The organism is Stenotrophomonas geniculata, from assembly GCF_034508895.1.
Lineage (GTDB): Bacteria > Pseudomonadota > Gammaproteobacteria > Xanthomonadales > Xanthomonadaceae > Stenotrophomonas > Stenotrophomonas geniculata.
The window spans coordinates 1,011,120-1,036,567 of the sequence record NZ_CP140571.1 but is presented as its reverse complement, the minus strand read 5'-3'; the positions used below and the strand labels follow the sequence as shown (position 1 = coordinate 1,036,567).

Here is a 25,448-nt window from a genome sequence, read left to right as displayed (position 1 = left end):
TTGGTCGGCTCCAATCCCCAGTGTAGCGGGTGCTCAGCGGTGACGCTTGCGCAGGTCGCGGGCGAGGACGTAGACCACGATCAGGTTGATCGCCAGGATCGTCCACGACGGCCAGCCGGGATGGCGGATGATCGCGAAGATGTCGAACGGCAGGTACAGGGCGGCGGTCAGGCAGCCCAGCCAGGAAGCCCAGGCCTTGGCCCGCCACAGGCCCCAGGCCTCGACCAGGTGCAGCAGGCCGTAGCCGATCATCCCCGCCGCGGCCAGGTGGACCGCGTCGGGGCTGATCATGTGCAGCAGCGAGGGCAGGGTGCCATGGTCCGGATCCAGGCTGAAACGCCGGATCAGGGCCATGATGCCGTGCCGTAGCGGCTGCGGTCCGAGCACTTCCAGCCCGGTGGCGGCCAACAGCGCCAGCATCGCCTTGCTCGCTTCGAGCAGGGCGATGACATGGAGACCCGGATGCCGGTGTGGATCCGGGTTGTAGCCGCTCTGGTTCACGGGGTGCTGGCTCAGCCGCCGCGCGAAGCCTTCTTGCGGTCGCTTTCGGTCAGGAACTTCTTGCGCAGACGGATCTCCTTCGGGGTGATCTCGACCAGCTCGTCGTCTTCGATGAAGTCCAGGGCCTGTTCCAGCGAGTACTTGATCGCCGGGGTCAGCTGGATCGCATCGTCCTTGCCCGAAGCGCGCATGTTGGTCAGCGGCTTGGTCTTGATCGCGTTGACGGTCAGGTCGTTGTCCTTGGAGTGGATGCCGACCAGCTGACCTTCATACACGTTGTCGCCTTCAGCTGCGAACAGCTTGCCGCGTTCCTGCAGCGGGCCCAGCGAGTAGGCCGGCGTGGTGCCCGGCGCATTGGCGATCATCACGCCGTTGATGCGCTTGGCAATCGCGCCCTGTTCCTTCGGACCGTAGTGGTCGAACACGTGGAACAGCAGGCCCGAACCCTGGGTCAGGGTCTTGAACTCGTTCTGGAAGCCGATCAGGCCACGGGCCGGGATCGAGTATTCCAGGCGCACGCGGCCCTTGCCGTCCGATTCCATGTTCTTCAGCTGGCCCTTGCGGGTGCCCAGCTTTTCCATCACGCCGCCCTGGTGGATTTCTTCGATGTCCACCACCAGCTGCTCGATCGGCTCCATCATCTGGCCGTCGATTTCCTTGATGATCACTTCCGGGCGCGACACGGCCAGCTCGTAGCCTTCGCGACGCATGTTCTCGATCAGCACCGACAGGTGCAGTTCGCCACGGCCGGAGACCAGGAACTTGTCAGCGTCTTCCAGCTGCTCGACCTTCAGGGCCACGTTGTGGACCTTTTCACGGTCCAGGCGGTCCTTGATCTGGCGGCTGGTCAGGAACTTGCCACCGGACAGGTCCTTGTTGCCGGCGAACGGCGAGTTGTTGACCTGGAAGGTCATCGAGATAGTCGGCTCGTCGACGGTCAGCGCCGGCAGGGCTTCCGGGAAGTCCGGCGCGCAGATGGTGTCGGAGATGGTCAGCTCCTGGATGCCGGAGATGGCCACGATGTCGCCGGCCTCGGCCGAATCCTGCTCGATGCGCTCCAGGCCCATGAAGCCCAGCACCTGCAGCACCTTGCCGTTGCGCTTCTTGCCTTCACGGTCGATGACCGCGACCTGCATGTTCTTCTTCAGGGTGCCGCGCTGGATGCGGCCGATGCCGATCACACCCACGAAGTTGTTGTAGTCCAGCTGGCTGATGCGCATCTGGAACGGGCCTTCCGGGTCCACTTCCGGACGCGGCGCGTGCTGCATGATCGCTTCGTACAGCGGGGTCATGTCGCCGTCGCGCACGGTGTCTTCCAGGCCGGCGTAGCCGTTCAGGCCCGAGGCGTAGACGATCGGGAAGTCCAGCTGCTCGTTGGTCGCGCCGAGCTTGTCGAACAGGTCGAAGACCTGGTCGATCACCCATTCCGGACGGGCGCCCGGACGGTCGACCTTGTTGACCACGACGATCGGCTTGAAGCCCATCGCGAAGGCCTTCTGGGTCACGAAGCGGGTCTGCGGCATCGGGCCGTCCATCGCATCGACCAGGATCAGCACGGTGTCGACCATCGACAGCACGCGCTCGACCTCACCACCGAAGTCGGCGTGGCCGGGGGTGTCGACGATGTTGATCCGGTTCTTGATGCCGGTCTTCTTGTCTTCCCAGGTGATGGCGGTGTTCTTGGCCAGGATGGTGATGCCGCGTTCCTTTTCCTGGTCGTTGCTGTCCATCACGCGCTCGGCGAGGACGGTGCGCTCGGACAGGGTGCCGGACTGCTTCAGCAGCTGGTCGACCAGGGTGGTCTTGCCATGGTCGACGTGGGCGACGATGGCGATGTTGCGAAGATTTTCGATGGACATACGAAAGGGGGCCAGTCGGCGCCGGATTTGGAAAAAGAAGTCCAACATTATACGTCGAACTTGACGATTCGCGAAAAGGTGGATTTCACGCCGGTCATGGGGCCCATTCAGCTGGCTGTCCGCAGCGGCGGCCGAGGCCGCCAGGACCGTTGTGTGGCGCTCCCCCGCCGGCGGCTGAAGCCCGGATCTGCGCCCATGGTCGAAGCCGCCGCCGCCACGAGGCAGGTGTAAACTAGGTGGCTAGACGCGTTCCCCTCTGCATCAAGGATCTTCATGTCCCTCATCGCCACTTTCGACACCACCCAGGGCCCGATCAAGGTCGAGCTGTTCGCCGACAAGGCGCCGCTGACCGTGGCCAACTTCGTGAACCTGGTCAAGCACGGTTTCTATGACGGCCTGATCTTCCACCGCGTGATCGCCGACTTCATGATCCAGGGCGGCTGCCCGCAGGGTCGTGGCACCGGCGGCCCGGGCTACAAGTTCGAAGACGAGAAGAATGGCGTGAAGCACGAGGTCGGCTCGCTGTCGATGGCCAACGCCGGCCCGAACACCAACGGCAGCCAGTTCTTCATCACCCACATCAAGACCGACTGGCTGGACGGCCGCCACACCGTCTTCGGCAAGGTCCTGGAAGGCCAGGCCATCGTCGATTCGGTCAAGCAGGGCGACGTGATCCATTCGATCACCCTGGAAGGCGACGTCGACGCCGTGCTGGCCGCCCAGGCCGAGCGCGTCGCGGAGTGGAACAAGCACCTCGCCGCCTGACCCCCCTTCGAGACGGCCACCCACGGGTGGCCGTTTCCCTGTTCCCCGCCGCCCGCCAGGCCAGCGTGGCCACGCCCGCGGCGTCCCATCAAACGCTTGCAAGCAAGAGGAAACCCCCATGAAAGCACCCGTTCGTGTTGCCGTGACCGGCGCCGCCGGCCAGATCGGTTATGCCCTGCTGTTCCGCATCGCCTCCGGCGAAATGCTGGGCAAGGACCAGCCGGTCATCCTGCAGCTGCTGGAACTGCCGGTCGACAAGGCCCAGGCCGCCCTGAAGGGCGTGATGATGGAGCTGGAAGACTGCGCCTTCCCGCTGCTGGCCGGCATGGTCGGCACCGATGACGCCGAAGTCGCGTTCAAGGACGCCGACATCGCCCTGCTGGTCGGCGCACGTCCGCGTGGCCCGGGCATGGAGCGCAAGGACCTGCTGCTGGAAAACGCCAAGATCTTCACCGCCCAGGGCGCAGCGCTGAACAAGGTCGCCAGCCGTGACGTGAAGGTGCTGGTGGTCGGCAACCCGGCCAACACCAACGCCTACATCGCCATGAAGTCGGCGCCGGACCTGAAGCCGGAAAACTTCACCGCCATGCTGCGCCTGGACCACAACCGCGCGCTGAGCCAGCTGTCGACCAAGCTGGGCAAGCCGGTCGGTGGCATGGAGAAGCTGGTCGTGTGGGGCAACCACAGCCCGACCATGTACCCGGATTACCGTTTCGCCACCGCCGATGGCGCATCGATCGCCGATGCGATCAACGACCAGGAGTGGAACGCCAACACCTTCATCCCGACCGTGGGCAAGCGCGGCGCGGCGATCATCGAAGCCCGTGGCTCGTCCTCGGCTGCTTCGGCCGCCAACGCTGCCATCGACCATGTGCGTGACTGGGTGCTGGGCAGCAACGGCAAGTGGGTCACCATGGGCGTGCCGTCCGACGGTTCCTACGGCATTCCGGAAGGCGTGATCTTCGGCTTCGCAGTGACCACCGAGAACGGCAAGTACACCCTGGTCAAGGATCTGCCGATCGACGACTTCAGCCAGAAGTACATCGACAAGACCCTGGCCGAGCTGGAAGAAGAGCGCGCCGGCGTCGCCCACCTGCTGGGTTGATGCAGGCGGTACCGGCTCCGGCCGGTACCTCTTCCATCAAGGCGGGTATCGACCGTTGGTCGGTACGCAGAAAGCGGGGAGGCTTCGGCTTCCCCGTTTTCGTTTGGAATTCCTGGAACCGCATGATCCACCTGCATTACATCGATGACGCGCTGTTGGTGGCCGAGAAGCCGGCCGGCCTGCTGTCCGTGCCTGGCCGCAGCGCCGAGAACCAGGACTGCGTGGTCGGGCGCCTGCAGGCGCTGTACCCGGATTCGTTGACCGTGCACCGCTTGGATCAGGTGACCTCCGGGCTGCTGCTGCATGCGCGTGGCAAGGACATGCAGGCGGCGCTGTCGATGCAGTTCGAGCGGCGCCAGGTCGGCAAGCGGTATGAAGCGGTGGTGCAGGGGCTGCTCGAGGGTGATGCCGGCGAAGTGGACCTGCCATTGATCGTGGACTGGCCGAACCGGCCGAAGCAGATGGTCGACCATGAGCGCGGCAAGCCGGCGCTGACGCGTTGGCGCGTGTTGGCTCGTGATGTTGAAGCGCAGCGCACGCGCGTGGAACTGGAACCGATCACCGGCCGCAGCCATCAGCTGCGCCTGCACATGGCCAGCCTTGGCCATCCGATCCTCGGCGATGTGCTGTATGACGCGGCACCGGCGCAACGCGTGCATCTGCATGCGCGCAGCCTGCAGTTTACGCATCCGCTGACGGGCGAGGCGCTCGCGTTCGAGTCCGCGGCTCCGTTCTAGGGGCCGGCAGGGCTTGCAGCCCTGCACCTGCCGAAGCTTTCAGGCAACAGCAACAGCAACGTCAAAAACTAAAGCGGCATTCCGCGGGATGGCGGGGCACTGTGGGTGTGCGGGGACGCCGTGAACCCATCCATGGGGGCTTGGTCGCGGCATCCATGCCGCTCACACCCCGCACACCCACAGTGCCCCGCCTTCGACAGATTTCCGTGGTCGTTGGTAGGTGTCGACCTTGGTCGACACATCTGTCAGAAATCGAATCGAATGGAATTCATCCGCGCATGGCGTGGATCGAGCGTGTCGACCAAGGTCGACACCCACCAAGAGCAGGCAATGCCAGCCCGAAAGATTGCGGGGAACTGTCGAAGGCGGGGTGGGTCCGGTTGCGGGGGCGTGAGCCGCATGGATGCGGCGACCGAGCCTTATCTGATGGAAATCTGGCAGCGTAGGTGCCGAGAGCCGGCGTGGGTCGCCGTGTAAGCCTGGATCTCGACGATCGCCTTGGAGCTTGGCGCCCACGCCGGAATCTCCCTTGATCCGCCCGAACAGTTGCTGGAGCTGACACTCGCAGTGATAAGACTGGGCAAGCGGGGGAGCTCTCGACCCTTCCAGACTATACGGAGTCCGGTGATGAACGGGATCGGGATTGATGTCAGCAAGCGCCAACTGGATGTCGGCACGACGGACGGAGAGACCCTGCAGGTCTGCAATAACCGCTCCGGCTTTTCTGAATTGGATGTTTGGCTGAAGAAGCGTCCGGTCAGCCAGATCGTGCTGGAAGCCACCGGCGGCTACGAACGACCGGTGCTGGATTTTCTGCACGCAGTGGGCCATCCGGTGGTCCGCGCCAATGCCCTGCGGGCCCGCAGGCTGGCTCAGGGGATGGGGCAGATGGCCAAGACCGACCGGTTGGATGCCTATGCATTGGCGCAGATGGCGGCCTTGGTGAAACTTCCGGCCTACCAACCGCTGGAGCCTTGGCAGCAGAAAATGCGGGAATTCGTGCGGGCACGTCGACAGGCGATGCACGCGCTGACCATCGCGCGGCAGCAGCTGGAAATGGTCGGTGATCGTGAATTGCGCCGGCTACTGCAGGCCAACATCACCCGCTTGCAGACGCTGGTTGAACGTCTGGGAAAGCAAATTGCCGAGCAGGTTACCCAGCAGCCTCAACTGGCTGTCCTGAAGTCGATGAAGGGCGTTGGCCCTGGCCTGCAGGCGGTATTGGCAAGCCATCTTCCCGAGTTGGGAAAGATCAGCGGCAAGGCCATCGCCAGCCTCGTCGGTGTGGCTCCGATGTCCCACGACAGCGGAACCATGCGAGGGAAACGCAGCATCCATGGCGGCAGAGCCGAGATCCGCCAGGTGCTCTACATGGCCAGCATGTCGGCCATGCGGCATGAACCTCAACTGCGCGATTTCTACCAGTCGCTGCGAGCCCGAGGCAAAGAAGGAAAAGTAGCCATCGTGGCGGTGATGCGGAAGATGCTGGTGATCCTCAACGCCCGGGTGCGCGACGCTGAAAACGGGTTGGTCCCAGCCTAAGGCCAGGCAGGGCGCAAGACCAAAGGCTGCCGGCCAGCGGCCGGCACTACCGTGCCCGTCTCATGGAGGGGCCAAGCTCCTCCATCAACACAGTTGCTCCATGGACGGATTCACGGCGTCCCCCGCAACCGGACCCGCCCCGCCATCCCCGGTAAGCCAGCTTCTGCTGTTGCTTCGGCTTCTGCAGGTGCAGGGCTGCAAGCCCTGCAGAACAAACCCCACCCCCTACCAAGGTAGGGCGGCCCGCTCGCCAGCGCCGGACTATCCTCGAACCCATGACTTTGTCTGGGAGGGCTGCGTCATGAACTACGAGGAAACCTACCGTCGCTCGATCGACGAGCCGGAGGCCTTCTGGGGCGAGGAAGCCAAGCGCATCCATTGGCACAAACCGCCGCAGCAGGTGCTCGACTACAGCAACCCGCCGTTCCGGCGCTGGTTCGTCGGTGGTGAAACCAATCTCTGCTACAACGCCGTGGATCGCCACCTGGCCGAGCGCGCCGACCAGCTCGCGCTGGTCGCTATCTCCACCGAAACCAACAGCACGCGTGAGATCACCTATCGCCAGCTGTATCGCGAAGTGAACGACTTCGCCGCCGTGCTCAAGCACCTCGGCGTCGGTCACGGTGACCGCGTGGTGATCTACATGCCGAACATGGCCGAAGCCGTGTTCGCGATGCTGGCCTGCGCGCGCATCGGTGCGGTGCACTCGGTGGTGTTTGGTGGCTTCGCCGCGCACAACCTGGCGCTGCGCATCGACGATGCGAAGCCCAGGCTGCTTATCGCCGCCGATGCCGGCATGCGCGGTGGCAAGCTGATTCCGTACAAGCCGATGGTCGACGCCGCCTGCGCCGAAGCGGCTTCGCCGCCACCGCATGTGCTGATCGTGTCGCGTGGACTGGATGCAGCCGAACCACGCGTGCCGGGCCGTGATGTGGAGTACGCCACGCTGCGTGCGCAGATCGGGGAAGTCGATGTGCCGGTGCAATGGCTGGAAGCAAGCGAACCGAGCTACCTGCTGTACACCTCCGGCACCACCGGCAAGCCGAAGGGCGTGCAGCGTGATGTCGGTGGCTATGCCGTGGCGATGGCGCAGTCGATGGAGACGGTATTCGACTGCAAGCCTGGCCAGGTGATGTTTTCCACCTCTGATGTCGGCTGGGCTGTCGGTCATTCCTACAATGTGTACGGCCCGCTGATCGGTGGTTGCACCTCGCTGCTGTACGAAGGGCTGCCGACCAATCCGGACCCGGGCATCTGGTGGGCACTGTGCGAGCAGTACAACGTGCGAACGATGTTCTCTTCGCCCACCGCCATCCGCGTGCTGAAGAAGCACGACGCAGACTTCATCCATCGCCACGACCTGCGCGCGCTGAAGTACCTGTTCCTGGCCGGTGAGCCGCTGGATGAACCGACCGCGCACTGGATCAGCGAAGCGCTCGGCAAGCCGATCATCGACAACTACTGGCAGACCGAAACCGGCTGGCCGGCACTGACCCTGCTGCCGGGCCTGGAGATGAAGCCGGTGCGCTTCGGTTCGCCGGGTTTCCCCAATCTCGGCTATCGGATGAAGGTGATCGACGAGAACACCGGTGAGGAAGTCGCACCGGGGCAGAAAGGCGTGCTGGTGGTGTCGCCGCCGTTGCCGCCGGGCTGCATGAGCACGGTGTGGAATGATGACAGTCGCTTTCTGCAGAGCTACTTCAGCCACTTCAAGGAACTGCTGTACAGCTCGCTGGACTGGGCGATCCGCGACGACGATGGCTACACCTTCATCCTCGGCCGCACCGACGATGTGATCAACGTGGCCGGGCACCGCCTGGGCACGCGCGAGATCGAGGAGGCCATTTCCAGCCATCCGCGCGTGGCCGAGGCTGCCGTGATCGGGGTCAAGGACGAACTGAAGGGGCAGGTGCCGCTGGTGTTCGTCACCCTCAAGCAGGGGCTTGATGGCGAGGATCCGGCGCCGGTGGTGGCCGAGATGATGGCGACGGTGACGACTTCGCTTGGTGCGGTAGCGCGCCCAGCGCATGTGCACGTGGTCAATGCACTGCCCAAGACCCGTTCGGGCAAGCTGCTGCGGCGCTCGTTGCAAGCGTTGGCCGAACAGCGCGACCCGGGTGACCTGTCGACGCTGGATGATCCCAGCGCGCTGGAGGAAATCCGTCGCGCGCTGGGCCGCTGACCTGCTTCTGTAGAGCCGAGCCGATGCTCGGCTCCGCATGCCTTGCCAAAGCAGCCGAGCATGGGCTCGGCTCTACAGGGGAGGCCGTTGCTGCACCGCAGCTTCCTCCCTGCAACCGGTGCGCTAAGCTCGGTTGCAGGGGAGCGTGCCCGCCAGGGCGCGCCGGCATTGCGCATCGAGGGAGGGGGAGGCAATGGCATTGCTGCACGCCAAGACGGCGGCTGGCCGTCAGGAAATCGAAGACCGTGGCCGGCGCCTGCCGGCGGCATTGCGTTCGATCCTGCTGATGGTCGACGGCCATCGCGATGACACTGAATTGCGCGGCCTGTTCGAAGGCCTGCGTGCGCCGCCCGACGCACTGGAGCAATTGTCAGCGCAGGGCCTGATCGAAGTGATCGGCGGAAGTGCCGAGGTGACACCGCTGCGCGGCATCAGCACCGGGCGCGAACAGGACCCGGCGCTGTACCAGCAGCTGTACGACGCGATGAGCGAGGCGGTACGCCGCCACCTGGGCCTGAAGGGCTACTTCATGCAGTTGAAGATCGAACGCTGCACCGATGCGCTGGCGCTGGAACGCCTGTGCCCGGAACTGCTGGCGGCGGTGGGCAAGGCGCGCAGTCCGGCGCTGGCGCAGCGCTGGTGGCAGGAAACCCAGGCTGCCGTGGTCAATGGTGGTGGCGAGGTCGTGCAGGCCTGAGCCACCGCGTAAAGTGATCGGTTCACTTCCCCCCACAAGGAGTCCCGCGTGCAGGACGACCACGACGACACCGACACCCCTGGCTGGGACGCGATCAATGCGGCGCTGGCGCCCCTGTATGCCGGGCAGGAGCCGCGTCACTTCGGCACCGCGCTGCCGTACACGCTCGGTGGCCAGGATCCTCTCGATGGCATCAGCGTGTACTGGGCGGATGCGCCTGTACCCCACTGGCACTACATCACTTACGGCTTCTCCGAGCTGTATGCCAAGGAGAGCAGTGATGCCGCCACCAGCGGCTATGGTTTCGAGCTGACCTTCCGCCTCGCTGCCGACGCCGGTGAGAACGCCGGCAGCACCCCGCCGGTGTGGCCGATGAACCTGCTGCAGAACCTGGCGCGCTATGTGTTCGGCAGTGGCAACGTGTTCGAGGACGGTCACCATCTCAATGCCAACGGCCCGATCGCGCTGGAGACCGGCACGCGCTTGTGCCATCTGGCCTTCGTCGCGGATCCGCAGTTGCCCGCACGCGACACCGCCAATGGCCACCTGCAGTTCCTGCAGCTGGTCGGGCTGACCGATGAGGAGATGGAAGCGGTCAAGCGCTGGTCGACGCGCGGCGTGCTGCAGGCGCTGCAACCGGCGATGCCGCTGTGGATCAGCGACCTGCATCGCGGCAACCTGCTGGAGGAACCGGCGCTGGCCGCACAGGTGCAGGCCGGCAGCGAGCGCGAGGGCTCCAGTACCGGCATGTTGTTCATCGAGACACTGGATTGGCGGCAGGAGGCGGGCGTCACCACCCTGGTGCTGGGGGCCGGCCAGGTCGCCAGCGTGTGCGAGCTGCTGCCGCTGCGCCTGCGCCACGGCAGATCGCTGGAACTGGTCAGCCGCGAGCGGCAGTGGGAGTTCGTTCCGGCCAGGGGCGGTGAAGTGGGCGACGTCTCCGCCGACAACGCGCGCTGGGCACTGGACGAGGCGGGATTGCAGGCTCTGGCGGGCGTGCGTGCCGAGCGCGGTATCTACCCGGTGGTGGAGGCGCTGCGCATCGAAGTGGTGCCGACCTACCTGCGCGATGCCAAGGGCGAAGTGATCCGCCAGATCGGCTGATCACGCTGCTGGAACCGAGGGGGTCAGAGCCGCCTGCTGCGCAGACGGATCCGACCCCAGGTCAAGATCAGGCCAGGCCTTCAGCCTTCAGCGCGGCCTGCACGCCGGCGTCGGCATCCATGCGCGCCTTGTAGGCGGCCAGGTTGTCCAGGCCGGACAGGTCGACCTTGGTGCCGGCGGCCCAGCGCAGGGTGATGTAGAAGTACGGATCGGCGAAGCTGCGGAAGCCGGCCAGCCACGGCTTGTCGGCCAGCTGCTTGTCGGCGGTCTCGAACAGGCCACGCAGGCGCTTGTGCGCGGCGGCGCGGATCGCATCGAACTGGCTCTCGTCGGCGATGAACTTGCCCGGCGCGAACAGCGGCGAGAAGGCCGGATGCACATCGGAATTGACGAAGGCCAGCCAGCGGGTGGCTTCGGCGCGCTGGCGCGGGCTGCCATCGCCGCCGAGGCCGGCCTGCGGGTAGGTGTCGGCGATATAGCCCATGATCGCGGCGTTCTGCAGCAGCACGAAGTCGCCGTCGACCAGTGCGGGGACGGCACCGGCCGGATTGATCTTGAGGAATTCCGGCCCCTTCAGAGTGTCCTTGTTCAGCAGTTCAACCTCGAACGGCTGGCCGGTCCACTGCAGGGCGATGTGGTCGGCGGTGGAACAGGCACCGGGCTTGCTGTACAGCTTCATGGGAACTCCAGGTGATGCGGGCGGGAAACGCCCACTATCCCAGAGCCTGCCGGCGGGCGGCAACGCTGCCGCCAGCACGGATCGTTACGACTGCCGCGGCTTGAGGTTCTGCACCTTGTAGAAGGTGTGATCGCCGATGGTGGCCACCTGGTACGCATTGCGCCAGTTCGGGCTGGCGATGGACAGCGCGGCGAAGTGGCTGGCACCGGGCACGATCTCGCGGCGCTCGCCGGCCGGCAGCGCCCAGTTGCGCTCGGCGTCGAAGGCCACGTTCATCGCCTCGCTCCAGGCGGCGTCGTTGCCCAGCTGGGTACCGGGGGAGACGATGGTCGGTGCGAACTGCTTGCGCGCGGTGACCACCTGGCACATCGAGTCGCCCCACAGGCCACTGTCGAGACGGCGCAGGGCGACCTCGGCGACGGCCTGCTGGCCCCGCAGGGTCTGGTCGCGGGCTTCCAGGTAAACGGTGGTGCTCAAACACAATGAATCAGCGGCCGGCTGCGGCAACAACTGCGACAGCCAGAGAATCCAGGCCAGTTTCATATAACTCCTTGCTCCGTGTGGGCCGCACCCTCCGGTTCCGGCCGCGGGGGCGACAGGAGGCGGGGTACGACTTGGCGTCATGGGGAGGCGGCCATCGGGGCCGCCCCGTGGGCAGCCCCAAAAGAAACGATCAGTACCGATCGAGGGGGCTGCGCCGGCTCACCGGAAACTGGCTGGTGAGCGGAAAGATGGCGCAAGGTAGGGGGGGATAGCCGAACGCATCGTGAACCGTGCGGCTTGACATTCAGGTTCGGCAGGGGTGACGGAAATCACATTCCGCCCCCCATTCAGGCCCTCATCAGAGCGCAGCGGCGACCCGGCTGCCCTGGTCGATCGCCCGCTTCGCATCCAGTTCGGCGGCCACATCGGCGCCGCCGATCAGCTGCGCGTTGATGCCGGCGGCCTGCAGTTCGGCCTGCAATGCGCGGTTCGGTTCCTGCCCGGCGCAGATCACCACATGGTCGACCGGCAGCAGCTGTTCGCTGCCTTCCACGCGGATGCGCAGGCCCTCGTCGTCCACGCCCAAGTACTCGACGCCGCCGAGCATGCGCACGCCCTTGGCCTTCAGCGTGGCGCGATGGATCCAGCCGGTGGTCTTGCCCAGTCGCGCGCCGGGCTTGCCCGGGCTGCGCTGCAGCAGCCACAGCCGGCGCGGCGAGGCTTCTGCCTGCGGCTTGGCCAGCGAGCCGCGGGCCTCGAACGTGCTGTCCACGCCCCATTCGGCCATCCAGCGCTGCGGGTCCAGCGAGGGCGACTCACCGGCGTGGCTGAGGAATTCGCCGACATCGAAGCCGATGCCGCCTGCGCCGATGATCGCCGCATTGGCGCCCACTTCGACCCGCCCCAGCAGCACGTCCAGATAGCTGACCACCTTGGCGTGGTCGGCGCCGGGGAAATCGACCTTGCGCGGGGTGATGCCGGTGGCCAGCACCACCTCGTCGAAGCCGGCCAGGTTGGCGGCATCAGCACGGGTGCCGAGGCGCAGCTGCACGCCGGTCTCCTGCAGCGTGTGGCGGAAGTAGCGCAGGGTCTCGTAGAACTCTTCCTTGCCGGGGATGCGCTTGGCCACGTTGAACTGCCCGCCGATCTCCTCGTTGGCATCGAACAGGGTGACCTGGTGGCCGCGCTGGGCAGCGACGGTGGCACAGGCCAGGCCGGCGGGGCCTGCACCGACCACGGCAACCTTCTTCGGCGTAGTGGTGGGGCGGTAGACCAGCTCGGTCTCGTGGGCGGCGCGCGGGTTGACCAGGCAACTGGCCAGCTTGTTCTCGAACACGTGGTCCAGGCAGGCCTGGTTGCAGGCGATGCAGGTGTTGATCGCCTCGGCGCGGCCGGCACGGGCCTTGTTCGGCCACTGCGGGTCGGCCAGCAGCGGCCGCGCCAGCGACACCATGTCGGCGCCGCCATCGGCGAGGATGCGCTCGGCGACGTCGGGCATGTTGATGCGGTTGGTCGCCACCAGCGGCACTTTCACATGTGGCTTGAGCTTGGCGGTGACCCCGGCGAAGGCAGCGCGCGGCACCGAGGTGGCGATGGTCGGGATGCGCGCTTCGTGCCAGCCGATGCCGGAATTGATGATCGTTGCGCCGGCCGCCTCGATGGCCTGCGCCTGCTGCACGATCTCGTCCCAGTTGCTGCCGTCGTCCACCAGATCCACCAGCGACAGGCGGTAGATGATGATGAAGTCCGGGCCGCAGGCCTCGCGGATACGGCGCACGATCTCCACCGCGAAGCGCATGCGCTGGCGCGCGTCGCCACCCCAGGCATCGGTGCGCTTGTTGGTGCGCGGGGCGATGAACTCGTTGATGAGGTAGCCCTCCGAGCCCATCACTTCCACGCCGTCGTAGCCGGCCTCGCGGGCCAGCTTCGCGCTGCGTGCGTAGTCGGCGATATGGCGCTCGACGCCGCTGGCCGAGAGCGCGCGCGGGGTGAACGGGTTGATCGGTGCCTTCAGCTTCGACGGCGCCACCGACAAAGGGTGGTAGGCATAGCGGCCGGCATGCAGCAGCTGCAGGCAGATCTTCGCGCCGTGCTGGTGCGCGGCGGCGGTGAGCTGGCGGTGCGGGCGTACTTCCCACGGCCAGGACAGCTTGCCGCCGAACGGCTTCAACCAGCCCACTACATTCGGCGCGAAGCCACCGGTGACGATCAGGCCGACGCCGCCCTCGGCGCGTTCGGCGAAATAGGCCGCCAGCCGCGGGAAGTCGCGGGCGCGATCCTCCAGGCCGGTGTGCATCGAGCCCATCAATACGCGGTTGCGCAGCTGGGTGAAGCCCAGGTCCAGCGGGGCGAACAGGTGGGGATAGGCGCTTTCGTTGGCTGGCGACATGGTCGATACGCTTGCGTACGGAAGCGCGAAGCGTGCCGCGAAACGGCGGCCGGAGCAAGGGCTGGCGAATCGGTAGCGCCGGGCCATGCCCGGGGACGCGGCTACCCGTGGCCGCGCTGTGCGCTCGCCGGGCGCGGTCCGGGCATCGGCCGGCCAATCCCGAACCAGCCCAGCGTCATTCCGCACAGCGGCCCGATCAGCAGGGCGAAGGCCAGCGTGCCGAGGCCGACATTGCCGCCCAGCCACCAGCCCAGCAGCAGCACGCTGCCCTCGATCAGGCTGCGCACTTTCCAGATCGGCCAGCCGGTACGGGCGTGCAGGCCGGTCATCAGGCCGTCGCGCGGGCCAGGGCCCAGCTTGGCGCCGATGTACAGGCCGGTGGCCAGCGCGACCAGCAGCATGCCGGCGCAGAACATCGCCAGCTGCCAGCCCAGGCCGACCGCCGGCGGCAGCAGCCACAGCCCGAACTGCGCGGACGGGCCGATCAGCATCACGTTGAGCACAGTACCAACGCCCGGCTTCTGCCGCAGCGGCCACCACAGCAGCAGCACCAGCGCACCGATCACATTGGTGGCCAGCCCGAACGAGAGCGGCGTCTGCGCGGCGATGCCCTGCGACAGCACGTCCCAGGGCGCCACGCCGATGGCGGCACGGATCATCAGCGATGCGCCGAAGCCGTACAGGAACAGGCCGGTGATCAGTTGCAGCATGCGCAGGGGCAGGGCGGTGGGCATGGCGGTCTCGGGGGAGGGGGATCTGTTCCCACCGTAATCCCGATCCAGTCACTTCAATAGATACAGATACCGACCAATCCGCCGCTACAGGCGGAATCTGTAGCGCCGAGCCCATGCCCGGCTGCTTTGCCTGGCACCACCAGCCGAGCATGGGCTCGGCGCTACATGACGCGTCAGTCGCCCCAGCCTGCCAGCGCCAGCTTGCCCACCGTGCGTCCGCCGGCCAGGCGCTGATGCGCGATGTCCAGATTTGTCGCATTGATCGGGCCCAGCGTCTCGCTGAGGGTGCCGCGCAGCTGGCCGGCATCGATCATGCTGGCCGTGCGGCTGAGGATGCGGTGCTGCTCGATGCAGTCGGCAGTGGCAAAGCGCGAGCGCGCGAACATGAACTCCCAGTGGATGCCGATGCACTTGGCCTTGTAGGGATCGCCGATGCGCAGCGGCCCACGTGGCTCGACGATCAGGCCGACGTGTCCCTGCGGCGCCAGCAACAGGCCCAGTTCGTCCCAGTAGTGATCGGTGTCGGCCAGGTTGAGTGCGACCTGCACCGCGTCGATGCCCAGCGCCTGCAGCTGGGCCTGAAGCGGTTGCCGGTGGTCGATCACGTGCCGGGCACCCATCTGCCGGCACCAGTCGGCCGAGGCCTCGCGCGACGCCGTGGCGATCACCTCGAAACCCGCATGGCGGGCCAGCTGGATCGCCATCGAGCCGACCCCGCCCGCACCGCCGATCACCAGCAGATGCTGGCCGGCGTGGCGGCGATCGTCCAGGCGCAGGGGCATGCGCTCGAACAGCAGCTCCCAGGCGGTGAGCGTGGTCAGCGGCAGCGCTGCGGCCTCAGCGAAATCCAGCGTGGTGGGTTTGCGCGCGACCAGGCGTTCGTCCACCCACTGGTACTGCGCATTGCAGCCGGGGCGGGTGACATCACCGGCGTAATAGACCTCGTCACCAGAGGCGAACAGGCTGGCCTCGTCGCCGATCGCCTCGACCACGCCGGCGGCGTCCCAACCCAGCACGCGGGGCGCCTGGAGCGTGGCCGGATCCGTGCTGGCACGCTGCTTGCCATCGACGGGGTTGACCGAAACCGCCTCGACCCGGACCAGCAGGTCACGCCCCCGGGGAGGCAGCGGCGGGGGCAGGTGGATATCGCACAGGGCAGGGGCGGATTCACGACTCAGGGCGACGGCTTTCATCACGGCTCCGGCTGGGTTCGTGGCTCCATCATAAGGTTCCTCACCTTTCCGCAAACACGCTGAACCGTGTGATGCAGTGCGTTGCGCAATATGTCGTTTTCCCCGCCTAAACCCCGTCAAACCCTTGCAGTGTGAGAGTCTTGCGGATTTTCATCATCCTGTATAGGGTTTCAACGTCGGACCGGTGGACGGTCGGGCGCAACACTTCACATGTTACGGGACTGTTAACATGGCCTTCACCCGCCTGAGCATAATGTTCGCGGCGGTGGCGTGCTGAATCGGCTGTCGTACATCGACGCACTTGTGCTGGCCCATGCCTCTACCGGTTTCATACCCCCGAAATAGGAGCTGTACTCAATGAACAAGAAGATCCTTACTGCCGCGCTGCTGGGCGGCCTGGCTTTTGCCCAGGCAGCTTCGGCGCAGGAGTTCGATGACCGCTGGTACCTGACCGGTTCGGCCGGCTTCAACTTCCAGGACAGCGACCGTCTGACCAATGACGCTCCGTTCGTGACCCTGGGCCTGGGCAAGTTCATCAGCCCGAACTGGTCGCTGGACGGTGAGCTGAACTATCAGAACCCGAACTTCGATTCGAACAAGGACCTGAACTGGTCGCAGTACGGCGTCTCGCTGGACCTGCGTCGCCACTTCATCAAGGAAGGCCGCGGCTGGAACCCGTACATCGTCGGTGGCCTGGGCTACCAGAAGTCGGAAGAAGAGTACCCGGCGCTGAATGCCAATGGTCCGCGCCAGCGTAAGGACGGCAACGTTGCCGCCAAGCTGGGCGTCGGCCTGCAGACCACCTTCGAAAAGCGCGTTGCTGTCCGCGCCGAAGTGGCCTACCGCGCCGACTTCGACGACCAGAGCGTTGCCGCTCCGAAGGAAGACTGGTTCGGCGACGTGCTGGCTTCGGTCGGCGTCGTGATCCCGCTGGGCCCGGCTCCGGTCGCGGCTGCTCCGGCTCCGGCTCCGGTTGCCCCGAGCTGCGCCGACCTGGACGACGACGGTGACGGCGTCAACAACTGCGACGACAAGTGCCCGAACTCGCAGCCGGGTCAGACCATCGGTCCGGACGGTTGCCCGGTGCCGGTCTCCATCGACCTGAAGGGCGTCAACTTCGACTTCGACAAGTCGAACCTGCGTCCGGACGCCGTGGCGATCCTGAGCGAAGCCACCGAGATCCTGAAGCGTTACCCGGATCTGCGCGTTGAAGTTGCCGGTCACACCGACTCGAAGGGTACCGACGCTTACAACCAGAAGCTGTCGGAGCGTCGTGCTACCGCCGTGTACAACTACCTGACCAAGAACGGCGTTGACGCCGGTCGCCTGGTCGGCCCGATCGGCTACGGCGAGAGCCGTCCGATTGCTCCGAACACCAACCCGGATGGTTCGGACAACCCGGAAGGTCGCGCCAAGAACCGTCGTACCGAGCTGAACGTCCAGAACTAAGTTCTGACGCTCTGCCTGTAGGACACAGCAGGACCCGGCTTCGGCCGGGTCTTGTTGTTTCTGCGGCCCGGAATCCGGGTATCTACTGCTACGCAGGCAACCGTTCGTCGGGTTTTTGTTCGTAAAACCAATGAGTTGCCGTATTCATTGAAAGTGGCGCTTGAAAGCTGTCGCGGCATTGCTAAACTCGCCGCGTCACTTCCTTTCCTGGATGCCCTTCATGCTGCGCTCTGCATCGGCCGCCTTCCTGGCGCTGGCCCTGGTTCCCGCCGCCCACGCTGCGGTCGATTGCTCGGTCAACACCAGCGCCTCGCCGCTGCCGTTGCCGGCCACGACCATTGCGCCGGTGGCCGACGAGCTCTACATCCGTGGCAACCAGCTGGGCATGCCGGCCGGTGTGCTGAGCAGCAACTACGATCCGTCGCAGTCGCTGGACCAGGTGCTTCAGCGCCTGCGCATCGACGGCTGCCAGAACATCGCCAAGGCCATTCCGAGCGCACCGGCGGTGAAGCCGAACGATCCGGCGGCCTACAAGCCGCAGACCGAATTCGACAACACGCCCTGGCGCTTCGACATGAGCCAGAACGGCAAGCGCATGACCGCTGAAGAGTTCGATGCCTGGATGAAGGCGCGTGGCGTGCGTGTGGTCAAGGCACGTCCGGCTCCGGCCGCCACCCCGGCTCCAGCCGAAGCACCGGCTGAGACCAAGCCGGTCGACAAGAAGTAAGCGCCGCGGGGAGCAGAGGCTTGCGCACGCGCCGCCCACCTGCCGCCCCCGCCGCCCGCTCCCACGCACCGCGTGGGCGTGCGATTCCCGCTGCCACAGCCGCCGGTGTCCGTCATGGCCTGGCGCGCGTGCTGTCCAAGGCCGGCGTCTGCTCGCGCAGCGAGGCCGCGCGCTGGATCGCCGAGGGCCGCGTACGCGTGTCCGGCCGCATCGTGCGGGATCCCGAGTTCCCGATTGGCCAGCCGGCGCCGCCGATCGAGGTCGATGGCCAGCCGATGGGTGCGCCGCAGCGCCTGTACCTGATGCTCAACAAGCCGCGCGGGGTGGTGACCACCGCGCAGGACGAGCGTGGCCGCGACACCGTCTACCGTTGTTTCGATGGCGCCGGGCTGCCGTGGATCGCACCGGTCGGGCGGTTGGACAAGGCCAGCGAGGGGCTGTTGCTGTTCAGCAACGATCCGCAGTGGGCCGCGCATCTGACCGATCCGGAAACCGGCCCGCAGAAGACCTACCACGTGCAGGTGGACCGCCTGCCCGACGAGGACACCCTGGCTGCGCTGCGCGCCGGTGTCGAGGACGAAGGCGAGTTCCTCCTCGCCCAGGCCGTGCGCGTGCTGCGCAGCGGCGACAAGACCGCGTGGCTGGAGGTGGTCCTCGACGAGGGCCGCAACCGCCACATCCGCCGCCTGTTGGCGGCCTTCGACCTGCAGGTACTGCGCCTGGTCCGGGTTGCGATCGGCGGGCTGCTGCTCGGCGATCTCGGCAAGGGGCAATGGCGGCTACTTGAGGTCAGTGACCAGCAGCGGCTGGGGGCCGCTGCACCGGGCTGATCATCGCCCGCGGCCGGCGGTTGCCGGCCACCGTTCCAGGCGTAGGGGGCGCTTGGTTGCTGAATTTCCCGAACGGAGCCTGCCCATGTACCACCCGACCCTCAACCAAACCCTGCGCTGCGCAGGCCTGCTGCTGCCGATGGTGCTGCTGACCGCCTGTGGTGGCCACAAGAAGGTGGCCAAGGCGGAAACGCCGGCTGAAACACCGGTGGTGGAAGTGAAGACCCCGGAGCTGGATGGCCGCGGCAGCTACCGCTTCCTGATGAGCAACGGCGACAAGAAGATGACCGCCGATGAGTTCGATGCCTGGATGAAGGCCAACGGCATCCGCGTTGCCAAGGGCAACGGCCAGGATGCTGCCGCCAAGCCGGTGGTGGTGGCCAGCAAGGACGAGCCGAAGGGCAAGAAGAAAAAGAAATGACGCGCGTCGCGCGTCATTTCGGTAGCGCCGGGCCGTGCCCGGCGAGCGCATAGCGCGGCTATCGGGAAACCGCCGGGCATGGCCCGGCGCTACCCGTGGGGATCCGACCCCGGGGCGATCAGCCCTTGATCACGCCCAGCTCGACACCGATGCGGGTGAACGCATCGATCGCGCGGTCCAGATGCTCACGGCTGTGCGCGGCGCTGATCTGGGTGCGGATGCGCGCCTGGCCCTTGGGCACCACCGGGAAGAAGAAACCGATCGCGTAGATGCCTTCTTCGAGCAGGCGCTCGGCGAACTTCTGCGCCAGCGGTGCGTCGTACAGCATCACCGGGCTGATCGGGTGCACGCCCGGCTTCACGTCGAAACCGGCGGCGACCATCTTTTCGCGGAAGTAGCGGGTGTTCTCCACCAGGGTGTCGCGCAGGTCGTCAGCGGCGGCCAGCATCTCGAACGCCTTGATGCCGGCGGCAACCACATGCGGCGGCAGCGAGTTGGAGAACAGGTAGGGCCGCGAACGCTGGCGCAGCAGCTCGATCACCTCGGCGCTGGCGCAGGTGAAGCCGCCCAGTGCGCCGCCCATGGCCTTGCCCAGGGTGCCGGTGATGATGTCGATCTTCTCCAGCACGCCCTTGACCTCGGCCGAACCGCGGCCGGTGGCACCGAGGAAGCCGGTGGCGTGGCACTCATCGATGTGCACGAGCGCGTTGTACTTCTTCGCCAGCGCGGTGATTTCGTCCAGCGGCGCGATGAAGCCGTCCATCGAGAACACGCCGTCGGTGGTGATCAGCTTGGTCTTGCAGCCGGCGGCATCGGCGGCCTGCAGTTGCGCTTCCAGGTCGGCCATGTCGCAGTTGGCGTAGCGGAAGCGCTTGGCCTTGCACAGGCGCACGCCGTCGATGATCGAAGCATGGTTCAGCGCATCGGAAATGATCGCGTCGTTCTCGCCGAGCAGCGGTTCGAACAGGCCGCCGTTGGCGTCGAAGCAGGCCGCATACAGGATGGTGTCCTGCTTGCCGAAGAAGTCGGCGATCTGCTTCTCCAGCTGCTTGTGCAGGTCCTGGGTACCGCAGATGAAGCGCACCGAGGCCATGCCGAAGCCGTGGGTATCCAGCGCATCCTTGGCGGCCTGGATCAGGTCCGGATGGTCGGCCAGGCCGAGGTAGTTGTTCGCACAGAAGTTCAGCATCTTGCGGCCGTCCTCGAGGGTGATCTCGGCCGACTGCGGGCTGGTGATGATCCGTTCGGACTTGAACAGGCCCTGGGCGCGGATGGCGTCCAGTTCCTCGGCGTAGTGGCGGGTCAGGGCGGAGGAAGCGTCGGTCATGGCGTGGGCACGGCTCTGAACGGGGAAACCGCTGATTCTACCGGGCATCGCCGCGTGCCGACCGGCCCGGCTGGGGCATCGCCACGGCCGGCACATGTTGCATCGCAATAGCAAACTGGTTAAAAATTCGTGAACCGGAGCTGTCCCGCTCCGGCCGCTACGCCTGCTCCCCGCCTTCCACGCCACCGCCCCCACCGGAGACGCTCATGAAGCACGCCCGTGCCTGCCTCGCCATTGCCGCTGCCCTGACCCTGGCCGCCCCGTTCGCCGCCAGCGCCCAGGAAAACGAATCGCCGTACAGCTGGAACGTCACCGCCGTTTCCGATTACCTGTTCCGTGGTGTGTCGCAGACCGACGAGGATCCGACCCTGCAGGCCGGTTTCACCTACACCAGCCCGGTTGGCCTGTATGCCGGCGTGTGGGGCTCGGGTGTGGACTTTGGTGCGGGTGACCCGAAGACCGAGGTCGATTACCTGATCGGCTACGGCGTGGATGTCACCGAGCGCGTGAACGTCGATGTGCTGTTGAACCGCTACACCTACCTGAAGTCCAGCCACCAGAACTACAACGAGCTGATCACCACCACCACGCTGGATGACACCTACAAGCTGACGGTGGCCTACACCAACGATGTCTGGAACAGCAGTACCGATGGCTGGTACTTCGGCCTGGGCGGCAGCTGGGGCCTGCCGAAGGATTTCACCCTGAATGCCAACGTCGGTCGCAGCACCTTCGAGGACGGCATCGCCAAGGACTACACCGACTGGAACGTCGGCGTCGCGCGCCAGTTCGGCCTGTTCAACGTCGGCCTGGGTTACTACGGCACCGACGGTAACGGCCGCGACAATTCGGGCAAGCTGGCGCACAGCCGCGTCATGCTGAGCGTGGCCGTCGGCAAGTAACGCCGCAGGCGTTACGGTAGGTGCCAGGCTTGCCTGGCACGCATTGCGAAAAAGGCGCCCATCGGGCGCCTTTTTCAATTTCAAGGTGTGCCGAGCAAGCTTGGCACCCGCCCATCGCCTGCGGCGATGGATCAATTCCAGCTGAGCACGACCTTGCCGGCCTTGCCTTCTTCCATCAGGTCGAAGCCCTTCTGGAAATCGTCGATCGGCAGCTGGTGGGTCATCACCTTGCCGAGCGGGAAACCGGACAGCACCAGCTGGGTCATCTTGTACCAGGTCTCGTACATCTTGCGGCCGTAGATGCCCTGCACGGTCAGGCCCTTGAAGATGATCTTGTCCCAGTCGCAGCCGGCGCCCTTGGGCATGATGCCGAGCATGGCGATCTTGCCGCCGTGGTACATGCAGTCGAGCATGTCGTTGAACGCACGCGGGTTGCCGCTCATTTCCAGGCCCACGTCGAAGCCCTCCATGTGCAGTTCCTTCATCACGTCCTTCAGCGACTGGTTGGCCACGTTGACCACGCGGGTGGCGCCCATGTCGGCGGCCAGCTTCAGGCGGAAATCATTGACGTCGGTCACCACCACATTGCGTGCACCGATGTGCTTGCAGATGCCGGCGGCGATGATCCCGATCGGGCCGGCACCGGTGATCAGCACGTCCTCGCCGATCACGTTGAACTCCAGCGCACAGTGCGCGGCGTTGCCGTACGGGTCGAAGAACGCAGCCAGCTCCGACGGGATCTGGTCCGGGATCGGCCACAGGTTGCTGGCCGGCATCACCATGTATTCGGCGAAGGCGCCGTTGACGTTGACGCCGATGCCGACGGTGTTGGGGCACAGGTGCGGGCGGCCGCCACGGCAGTTGCGGCAGTGGCCGCAGACGATGTGGCCTTCGGCCGAGACGCGCTGGCCGATTTCATAGCCGGTCACGGCCGAGCCGAGTGCGGCGACGCGACCGACGAATTCGTGGCCGATGGTCAGGCCCGGCTTGATGGTGCGCTGGCTCCACTCGTCCCACAGGTAGATGTGCAGGTCGGTGCCGCAGATCGCGGTCTTCTCCAGCTTGATCAGGACCTCGTTCGGGCCCGGGGTCGGAACCGGAACTTCTTCCAGCCAGATGCCCTTGGCCGCTTCGCGCTTGACCAGGGCCTTCATCGTTTGCTGCGCCATCGAGGTGGAACTCATCAGGGGGAAAGCGCGGATTATAGGGTGCCGCACGGATTTCCCATGTTGCGCTGCGGGTGCAGTGGTGGAACGAAAGGCGTGCGCCGGCGGGCGTTTCGAACGTGGCCGCTGCACTCGCCGGGCATGGCCCGGCGCTACCGTCCGAGGCCAGGCAATTGTCGGGAGACGGGAGGCCAGGCCGATGCAGGACCGTGAGCGCCATGGATGGCGCGATCGAGCCCCCATGGATGGGTTTACGGCGTGTCCTGCATCGGCCTGGCCTCCCGCCTCCGTCCGATCGCAGTGGAGACGCTGAACGATGGAAGCATCCGATTGCATGACTTCCGGGGTTCGGGCCGGGGCAGGGCGGCGGGCTACAATCGAAGGTTCCACTACCAGGGGCCGCTCCATGCGCTCGAACCTGCTTGCATTCTCCATCGTCGCCAGCCTCGGGCTGGCCCAGGTCGCCCATGCCGCTGAAGGCATGTGGGTGCCGCAGCAGCTGCCGGAAATCGCCGGCCCGCTGCAGAAGGCCGGCCTGAAGCTGTCCCCGGAACAGCTGGCCAACCTGACCGGCGACCCGATGGGTGCGGTCGTCGCCCTCGGCGGCTGCACCGCCAGCTTTGTCTCGCCGCAGGGCCTGGTGGTCACCAACCACCACTGCGCTTATGGCGCCATCCAGCTGAATTCGACCGCGCAGAAGAACCTGATCAAGGACGGCTTCAACGCGCCGACCCTGAAGGACGAACTGAGCGCCGGCCCGAACGCCCGCGTGTTCGTGCTCGACCAGATCACCGACGTCACCACCCAGGCCAAGGCCGCCATCGCTGCCGCCGGCAACGACCCGCTGGCCCGCAGTCGCGCGCTGGACGCCTTCGACAAGGCCCAGGTCGCGGCCTGTGAAGCCGATGCCGGCTTCCGATGCCGCCTGTACAGCTTCTCCGGCGGCAACACCTACCGCCTGTTCCGCAACATGGAAATCAAGGACGTGCGCCTGGTCTACGCGCCCCCGGGCAGCGTCGGCAAGTTCGGCGGCGACGTCGACAACTGGATGTGGCCGCGCCACACCGGCGATTTCTCGTTCTACCGCGCCTACGTGGGCAAGGACGGCAAGCCGGCCGCCTTCGCCGCCGACAACGTGCCGTACCAGCCCAAGCACTTCCTGAAGTTCGCCGACCAGCCGCTGGGCGCCGACGACTTCGTGATGGTGGCTGGCTACCCGGGCCGTACCAACCGCTATGCACTGGCCGGTGAGTTCAACGAAACCGCCAGCTTCACCTACCCGACCATCGCCAAGCACTACAACGCGGTGCTGAAGATGATCGCCGACGCCGGCAAGGCCGACGCCGACGTCAAGGTGAAGTACGCCGCCACCGCCGCCAGCATGAACAACGTGGCCAAGAACTACCTGGGCCAGCTGGAAGGCTTCAAGCGCATCGACGCCGCTGGTCAGAAGCAGGCTGAAGAAGCCGCCGTGCTGGCGTGGCTGAAGAAGCAGGGCGCTGCCGGCAAGCCGGCGCTGGCCGCACACGCGCAGCTGCTCAAGCATCTGGATACCAGCAAGTCGACCCGCGAACGCGACCTGTTCGTCGGTCAGTTCAACAACACCTCGGCCGTTGGCGCAGCGATCACCCTGTACCGCCTGTCGATCGAGCGCAGCAAGCCGGATGCCGAGCGCGAAGCCGGTTACCAGGAACGCGACCTGACCACCATCGAAGGTGGCCTCAAGCAGATGGACCGCCGCTACGTGGCGAAGATGGACCAGCAGCTGCAGGCCTACTGGCTGGAGCAGTACGTGGCCCTGCCCGCTGCGCAGCGCGACAATGAAGTGCTGAACAAGTGGCTGGCCGGCAGCGATGCCGCTGCGGTGAAGTCGCTGGTGGCCAAGCTGGGCGGCACCGAGCTGGGCAGCCTGGACACCCGCCTGAAGTGGTTCATGGCCGACCGTGCCGCATTTGAAGCCAGCAGCGATCCGGCCATCCAGTACGCCGTGGCTGTGATGCCGGCACTGCTGAAGCAGGAAGAGCAGAAGAAGATCCGCGAAGGCGAATCGCTGACCGCCCGCCCGCTGTACCTGCAGGCCGTGGCCGACTACAAGAAGAGCCAGGGTGAGTTCGTCTACCCGGACGCCAACCTGTCGCTGCGCATCACCTTCGGCAACGTCATGGGCTATGGCAAGGACGGCGTGAAGTACACCCCGTTCACCACCCTGGAAGGCGTGGCGGCGAAGGAAACCGGCGAAGATCCGTTCGATTCGCCGAAGGCGCTGCTCGATGCGGTCAAGGCCAAGCGTTACGGTGGCCTGGAAGACAAGCGCATTGGTTCGGTGCCGGTGAACTTCCTGTCCAACCTGGACATCACCGGTGGCAACTCGGGTTCGCCGGTGCTGGACGCCAACGGCAAGCTGGTCGGCCTGGCATTCGACGGCAACTGGGAATCGGTCAGCTCCAACTGGGTGTTCGATCCGGTGATGACCCGCATGATCGCCGTCGACAGCCGCTACATGCAGTGGATCATGCAGGAAGTGGCGCCGGCGCCGCAGCTGCTGAAGGAACTGAACCTGGTCAAGTAAGGTTCGCGGTCCCTGGCGGTGCATCCACGCATGGCGTGGATCTACTGCAATCCTGAAACCCCGCGACGTCTGTCGCGGGGTTTTTTG

Annotated in this window: 22 protein-coding genes; 13 read left to right on the top strand and 9 right to left on the bottom strand. The window is 65.9% G+C overall.

Going from position 1 to position 25,448, the window contains the following annotated elements:
* Positions 1-33: 33 nt before the first annotated feature.
* Together RI032_RS04945 and typA are read right to left on the bottom strand one after the other, a co-directional pair.
* Positions 34-501, bottom strand: a complete 468-nt coding sequence (locus tag RI032_RS04945) for a DUF2127 domain-containing protein (RefSeq protein WP_005408223.1) — start codon at positions 499-501, stop codon at positions 34-36.
* Between the two features lie 11 nt (positions 502-512).
* Positions 513-2,360 carry a translational GTPase TypA gene (gene typA, locus RI032_RS04940; protein WP_010483969.1) on the bottom strand — a complete coding sequence of 616 codons (1,848 nt, stop codon included), beginning with the start codon at positions 2,358-2,360 and terminating at the stop codon, positions 513-515.
* Between the two features lie 273 nt (positions 2,361-2,633).
* Between typA and RI032_RS04935 the strand changes: the two genes are divergently transcribed.
* The 7 genes from RI032_RS04935 to RI032_RS04905 all read left to right on the top strand — a co-directional run bounded on the left by RI032_RS04935 (position 2,634) and on the right by RI032_RS04905 (position 10,492).
* Positions 2,634-3,125: a peptidylprolyl isomerase gene (locus RI032_RS04935; RefSeq protein WP_004153629.1), complete on the top strand. Its 492-nt coding sequence runs from the start codon at positions 2,634-2,636 to the stop codon at positions 3,123-3,125.
* A gap of 118 nt (positions 3,126-3,243) precedes the next feature.
* The gene (locus RI032_RS04930; RefSeq protein WP_004153634.1) at positions 3,244-4,230 is read left to right on the top strand and encodes a malate dehydrogenase; all 987 of its coding nucleotides are present in this window, start codon (positions 3,244-3,246) and stop codon (positions 4,228-4,230) included.
* 122 nt (positions 4,231-4,352) lie between these two features.
* A complete protein-coding gene (locus RI032_RS04925) occupies positions 4,353-4,967 on the top strand; it encodes an RluA family pseudouridine synthase (RefSeq protein ID WP_322547942.1) in 615 nt (204 codons plus the stop codon).
* 627 nt (positions 4,968-5,594) lie between these two features.
* Entirely contained in the window at positions 5,595-6,509 is a 915-nt protein-coding gene (locus RI032_RS04920; RefSeq protein ID WP_322547941.1) for an IS110 family RNA-guided transposase, read from the top strand.
* A 301-nt stretch (positions 6,510-6,810) separates the two neighbouring features.
* Entirely contained in the window at positions 6,811-8,691 is a 1,881-nt protein-coding gene (gene prpE / locus RI032_RS04915; protein ID WP_010483967.1) for a propionate--CoA ligase, read from the top strand.
* Positions 8,692-8,884: 193 nt separating this feature from the next.
* Positions 8,885-9,388: a hypothetical protein gene (locus RI032_RS04910; RefSeq protein WP_010483966.1), complete on the top strand. Its 504-nt coding sequence runs from the start codon at positions 8,885-8,887 to the stop codon at positions 9,386-9,388.
* A 48-nt stretch (positions 9,389-9,436) separates the two neighbouring features.
* Positions 9,437-10,492 (top strand): suppressor of fused domain protein, encoded by a 1,056-nt coding sequence (locus RI032_RS04905; protein WP_057502356.1) that lies wholly within the window; start codon positions 9,437-9,439, stop codon positions 10,490-10,492.
* Between the two features lie 67 nt (positions 10,493-10,559).
* On the opposite strand, the gene RI032_RS04900 is transcribed toward RI032_RS04905, so the two are convergent.
* The 5 genes from RI032_RS04900 to RI032_RS04880 all read right to left on the bottom strand — a co-directional run bounded on the left by RI032_RS04900 (position 10,560) and on the right by RI032_RS04880 (position 15,970).
* A complete protein-coding gene (locus tag RI032_RS04900; RefSeq protein WP_010483964.1) occupies positions 10,560-11,171 on the bottom strand; it encodes a glutathione S-transferase N-terminal domain-containing protein in 612 nt (203 codons plus the stop codon).
* 84 nt (positions 11,172-11,255) lie between these two features.
* Positions 11,256-11,714 (bottom strand): cell wall hydrolase, encoded by a 459-nt coding sequence (locus RI032_RS04895; RefSeq protein ID WP_004154513.1) that lies wholly within the window; start codon positions 11,712-11,714, stop codon positions 11,256-11,258.
* A gap of 298 nt (positions 11,715-12,012) precedes the next feature.
* A complete protein-coding gene (locus tag RI032_RS04890) occupies positions 12,013-14,043 on the bottom strand; it encodes an NADPH-dependent 2,4-dienoyl-CoA reductase (RefSeq protein WP_057502355.1) in 2,031 nt (676 codons plus the stop codon).
* A 101-nt stretch (positions 14,044-14,144) separates the two neighbouring features.
* Complete coding sequence (gene yczE / locus RI032_RS04885; RefSeq protein WP_010483962.1) at positions 14,145-14,777, bottom strand: membrane protein YczE; 633 nt, start codon at positions 14,775-14,777, stop codon at positions 14,145-14,147.
* A 173-nt stretch (positions 14,778-14,950) separates the two neighbouring features.
* A complete protein-coding gene (locus RI032_RS04880) occupies positions 14,951-15,970 on the bottom strand; it encodes a zinc-binding alcohol dehydrogenase family protein (RefSeq protein ID WP_043401399.1) in 1,020 nt (339 codons plus the stop codon).
* Between the two features lie 357 nt (positions 15,971-16,327).
* Between RI032_RS04880 and RI032_RS04875 the strand changes: the two genes are divergently transcribed.
* From RI032_RS04875 to RI032_RS04860, 4 genes are all read left to right on the top strand, one after another.
* Complete coding sequence (locus RI032_RS04875) at positions 16,328-17,419, top strand: OmpA family protein (RefSeq protein WP_010483958.1); 1,092 nt, start codon at positions 16,328-16,330, stop codon at positions 17,417-17,419.
* A gap of 220 nt (positions 17,420-17,639) precedes the next feature.
* On the top strand, positions 17,640-18,146 hold the full coding sequence (locus tag RI032_RS04870) for a hypothetical protein (protein WP_010483956.1): 507 nt from the start codon (positions 17,640-17,642) through the stop codon (positions 18,144-18,146).
* A 20-nt stretch (positions 18,147-18,166) separates the two neighbouring features.
* Positions 18,167-18,976 (top strand): pseudouridine synthase, encoded by an 810-nt coding sequence (locus RI032_RS04865; RefSeq protein WP_425603830.1) that lies wholly within the window; start codon positions 18,167-18,169, stop codon positions 18,974-18,976.
* Between the two features lie 85 nt (positions 18,977-19,061).
* On the top strand, positions 19,062-19,397 hold the full coding sequence (locus tag RI032_RS04860; RefSeq protein ID WP_005412356.1) for a hypothetical protein: 336 nt from the start codon (positions 19,062-19,064) through the stop codon (positions 19,395-19,397).
* A gap of 118 nt (positions 19,398-19,515) precedes the next feature.
* Here RI032_RS04860 and kbl read toward each other — a convergent pair whose 3' ends face one another.
* Positions 19,516-20,724, bottom strand: a complete 1,209-nt coding sequence (gene kbl / locus RI032_RS04855) for a glycine C-acetyltransferase (RefSeq protein ID WP_322547940.1) — start codon at positions 20,722-20,724, stop codon at positions 19,516-19,518.
* A 206-nt stretch (positions 20,725-20,930) separates the two neighbouring features.
* Between kbl and RI032_RS04850 the strand changes: the two genes are divergently transcribed.
* The gene (locus RI032_RS04850; RefSeq protein WP_010483951.1) at positions 20,931-21,626 is read left to right on the top strand and encodes a TorF family putative porin; all 696 of its coding nucleotides are present in this window, start codon (positions 20,931-20,933) and stop codon (positions 21,624-21,626) included.
* A 131-nt stretch (positions 21,627-21,757) separates the two neighbouring features.
* On the opposite strand, the gene tdh is transcribed toward RI032_RS04850, so the two are convergent.
* On the bottom strand, positions 21,758-22,780 hold the full coding sequence (gene tdh / locus RI032_RS04845; protein ID WP_010483949.1) for an L-threonine 3-dehydrogenase: 1,023 nt from the start codon (positions 22,778-22,780) through the stop codon (positions 21,758-21,760).
* A gap of 418 nt (positions 22,781-23,198) precedes the next feature.
* On the opposite strand from tdh, the gene RI032_RS04840 reads away from it, so the two are divergent.
* Positions 23,199-25,361, top strand: a complete 2,163-nt coding sequence (locus RI032_RS04840; RefSeq protein ID WP_322547939.1) for a S46 family peptidase — start codon at positions 23,199-23,201, stop codon at positions 25,359-25,361.
* Positions 25,362-25,448: the final 87 nt, after the last annotated feature.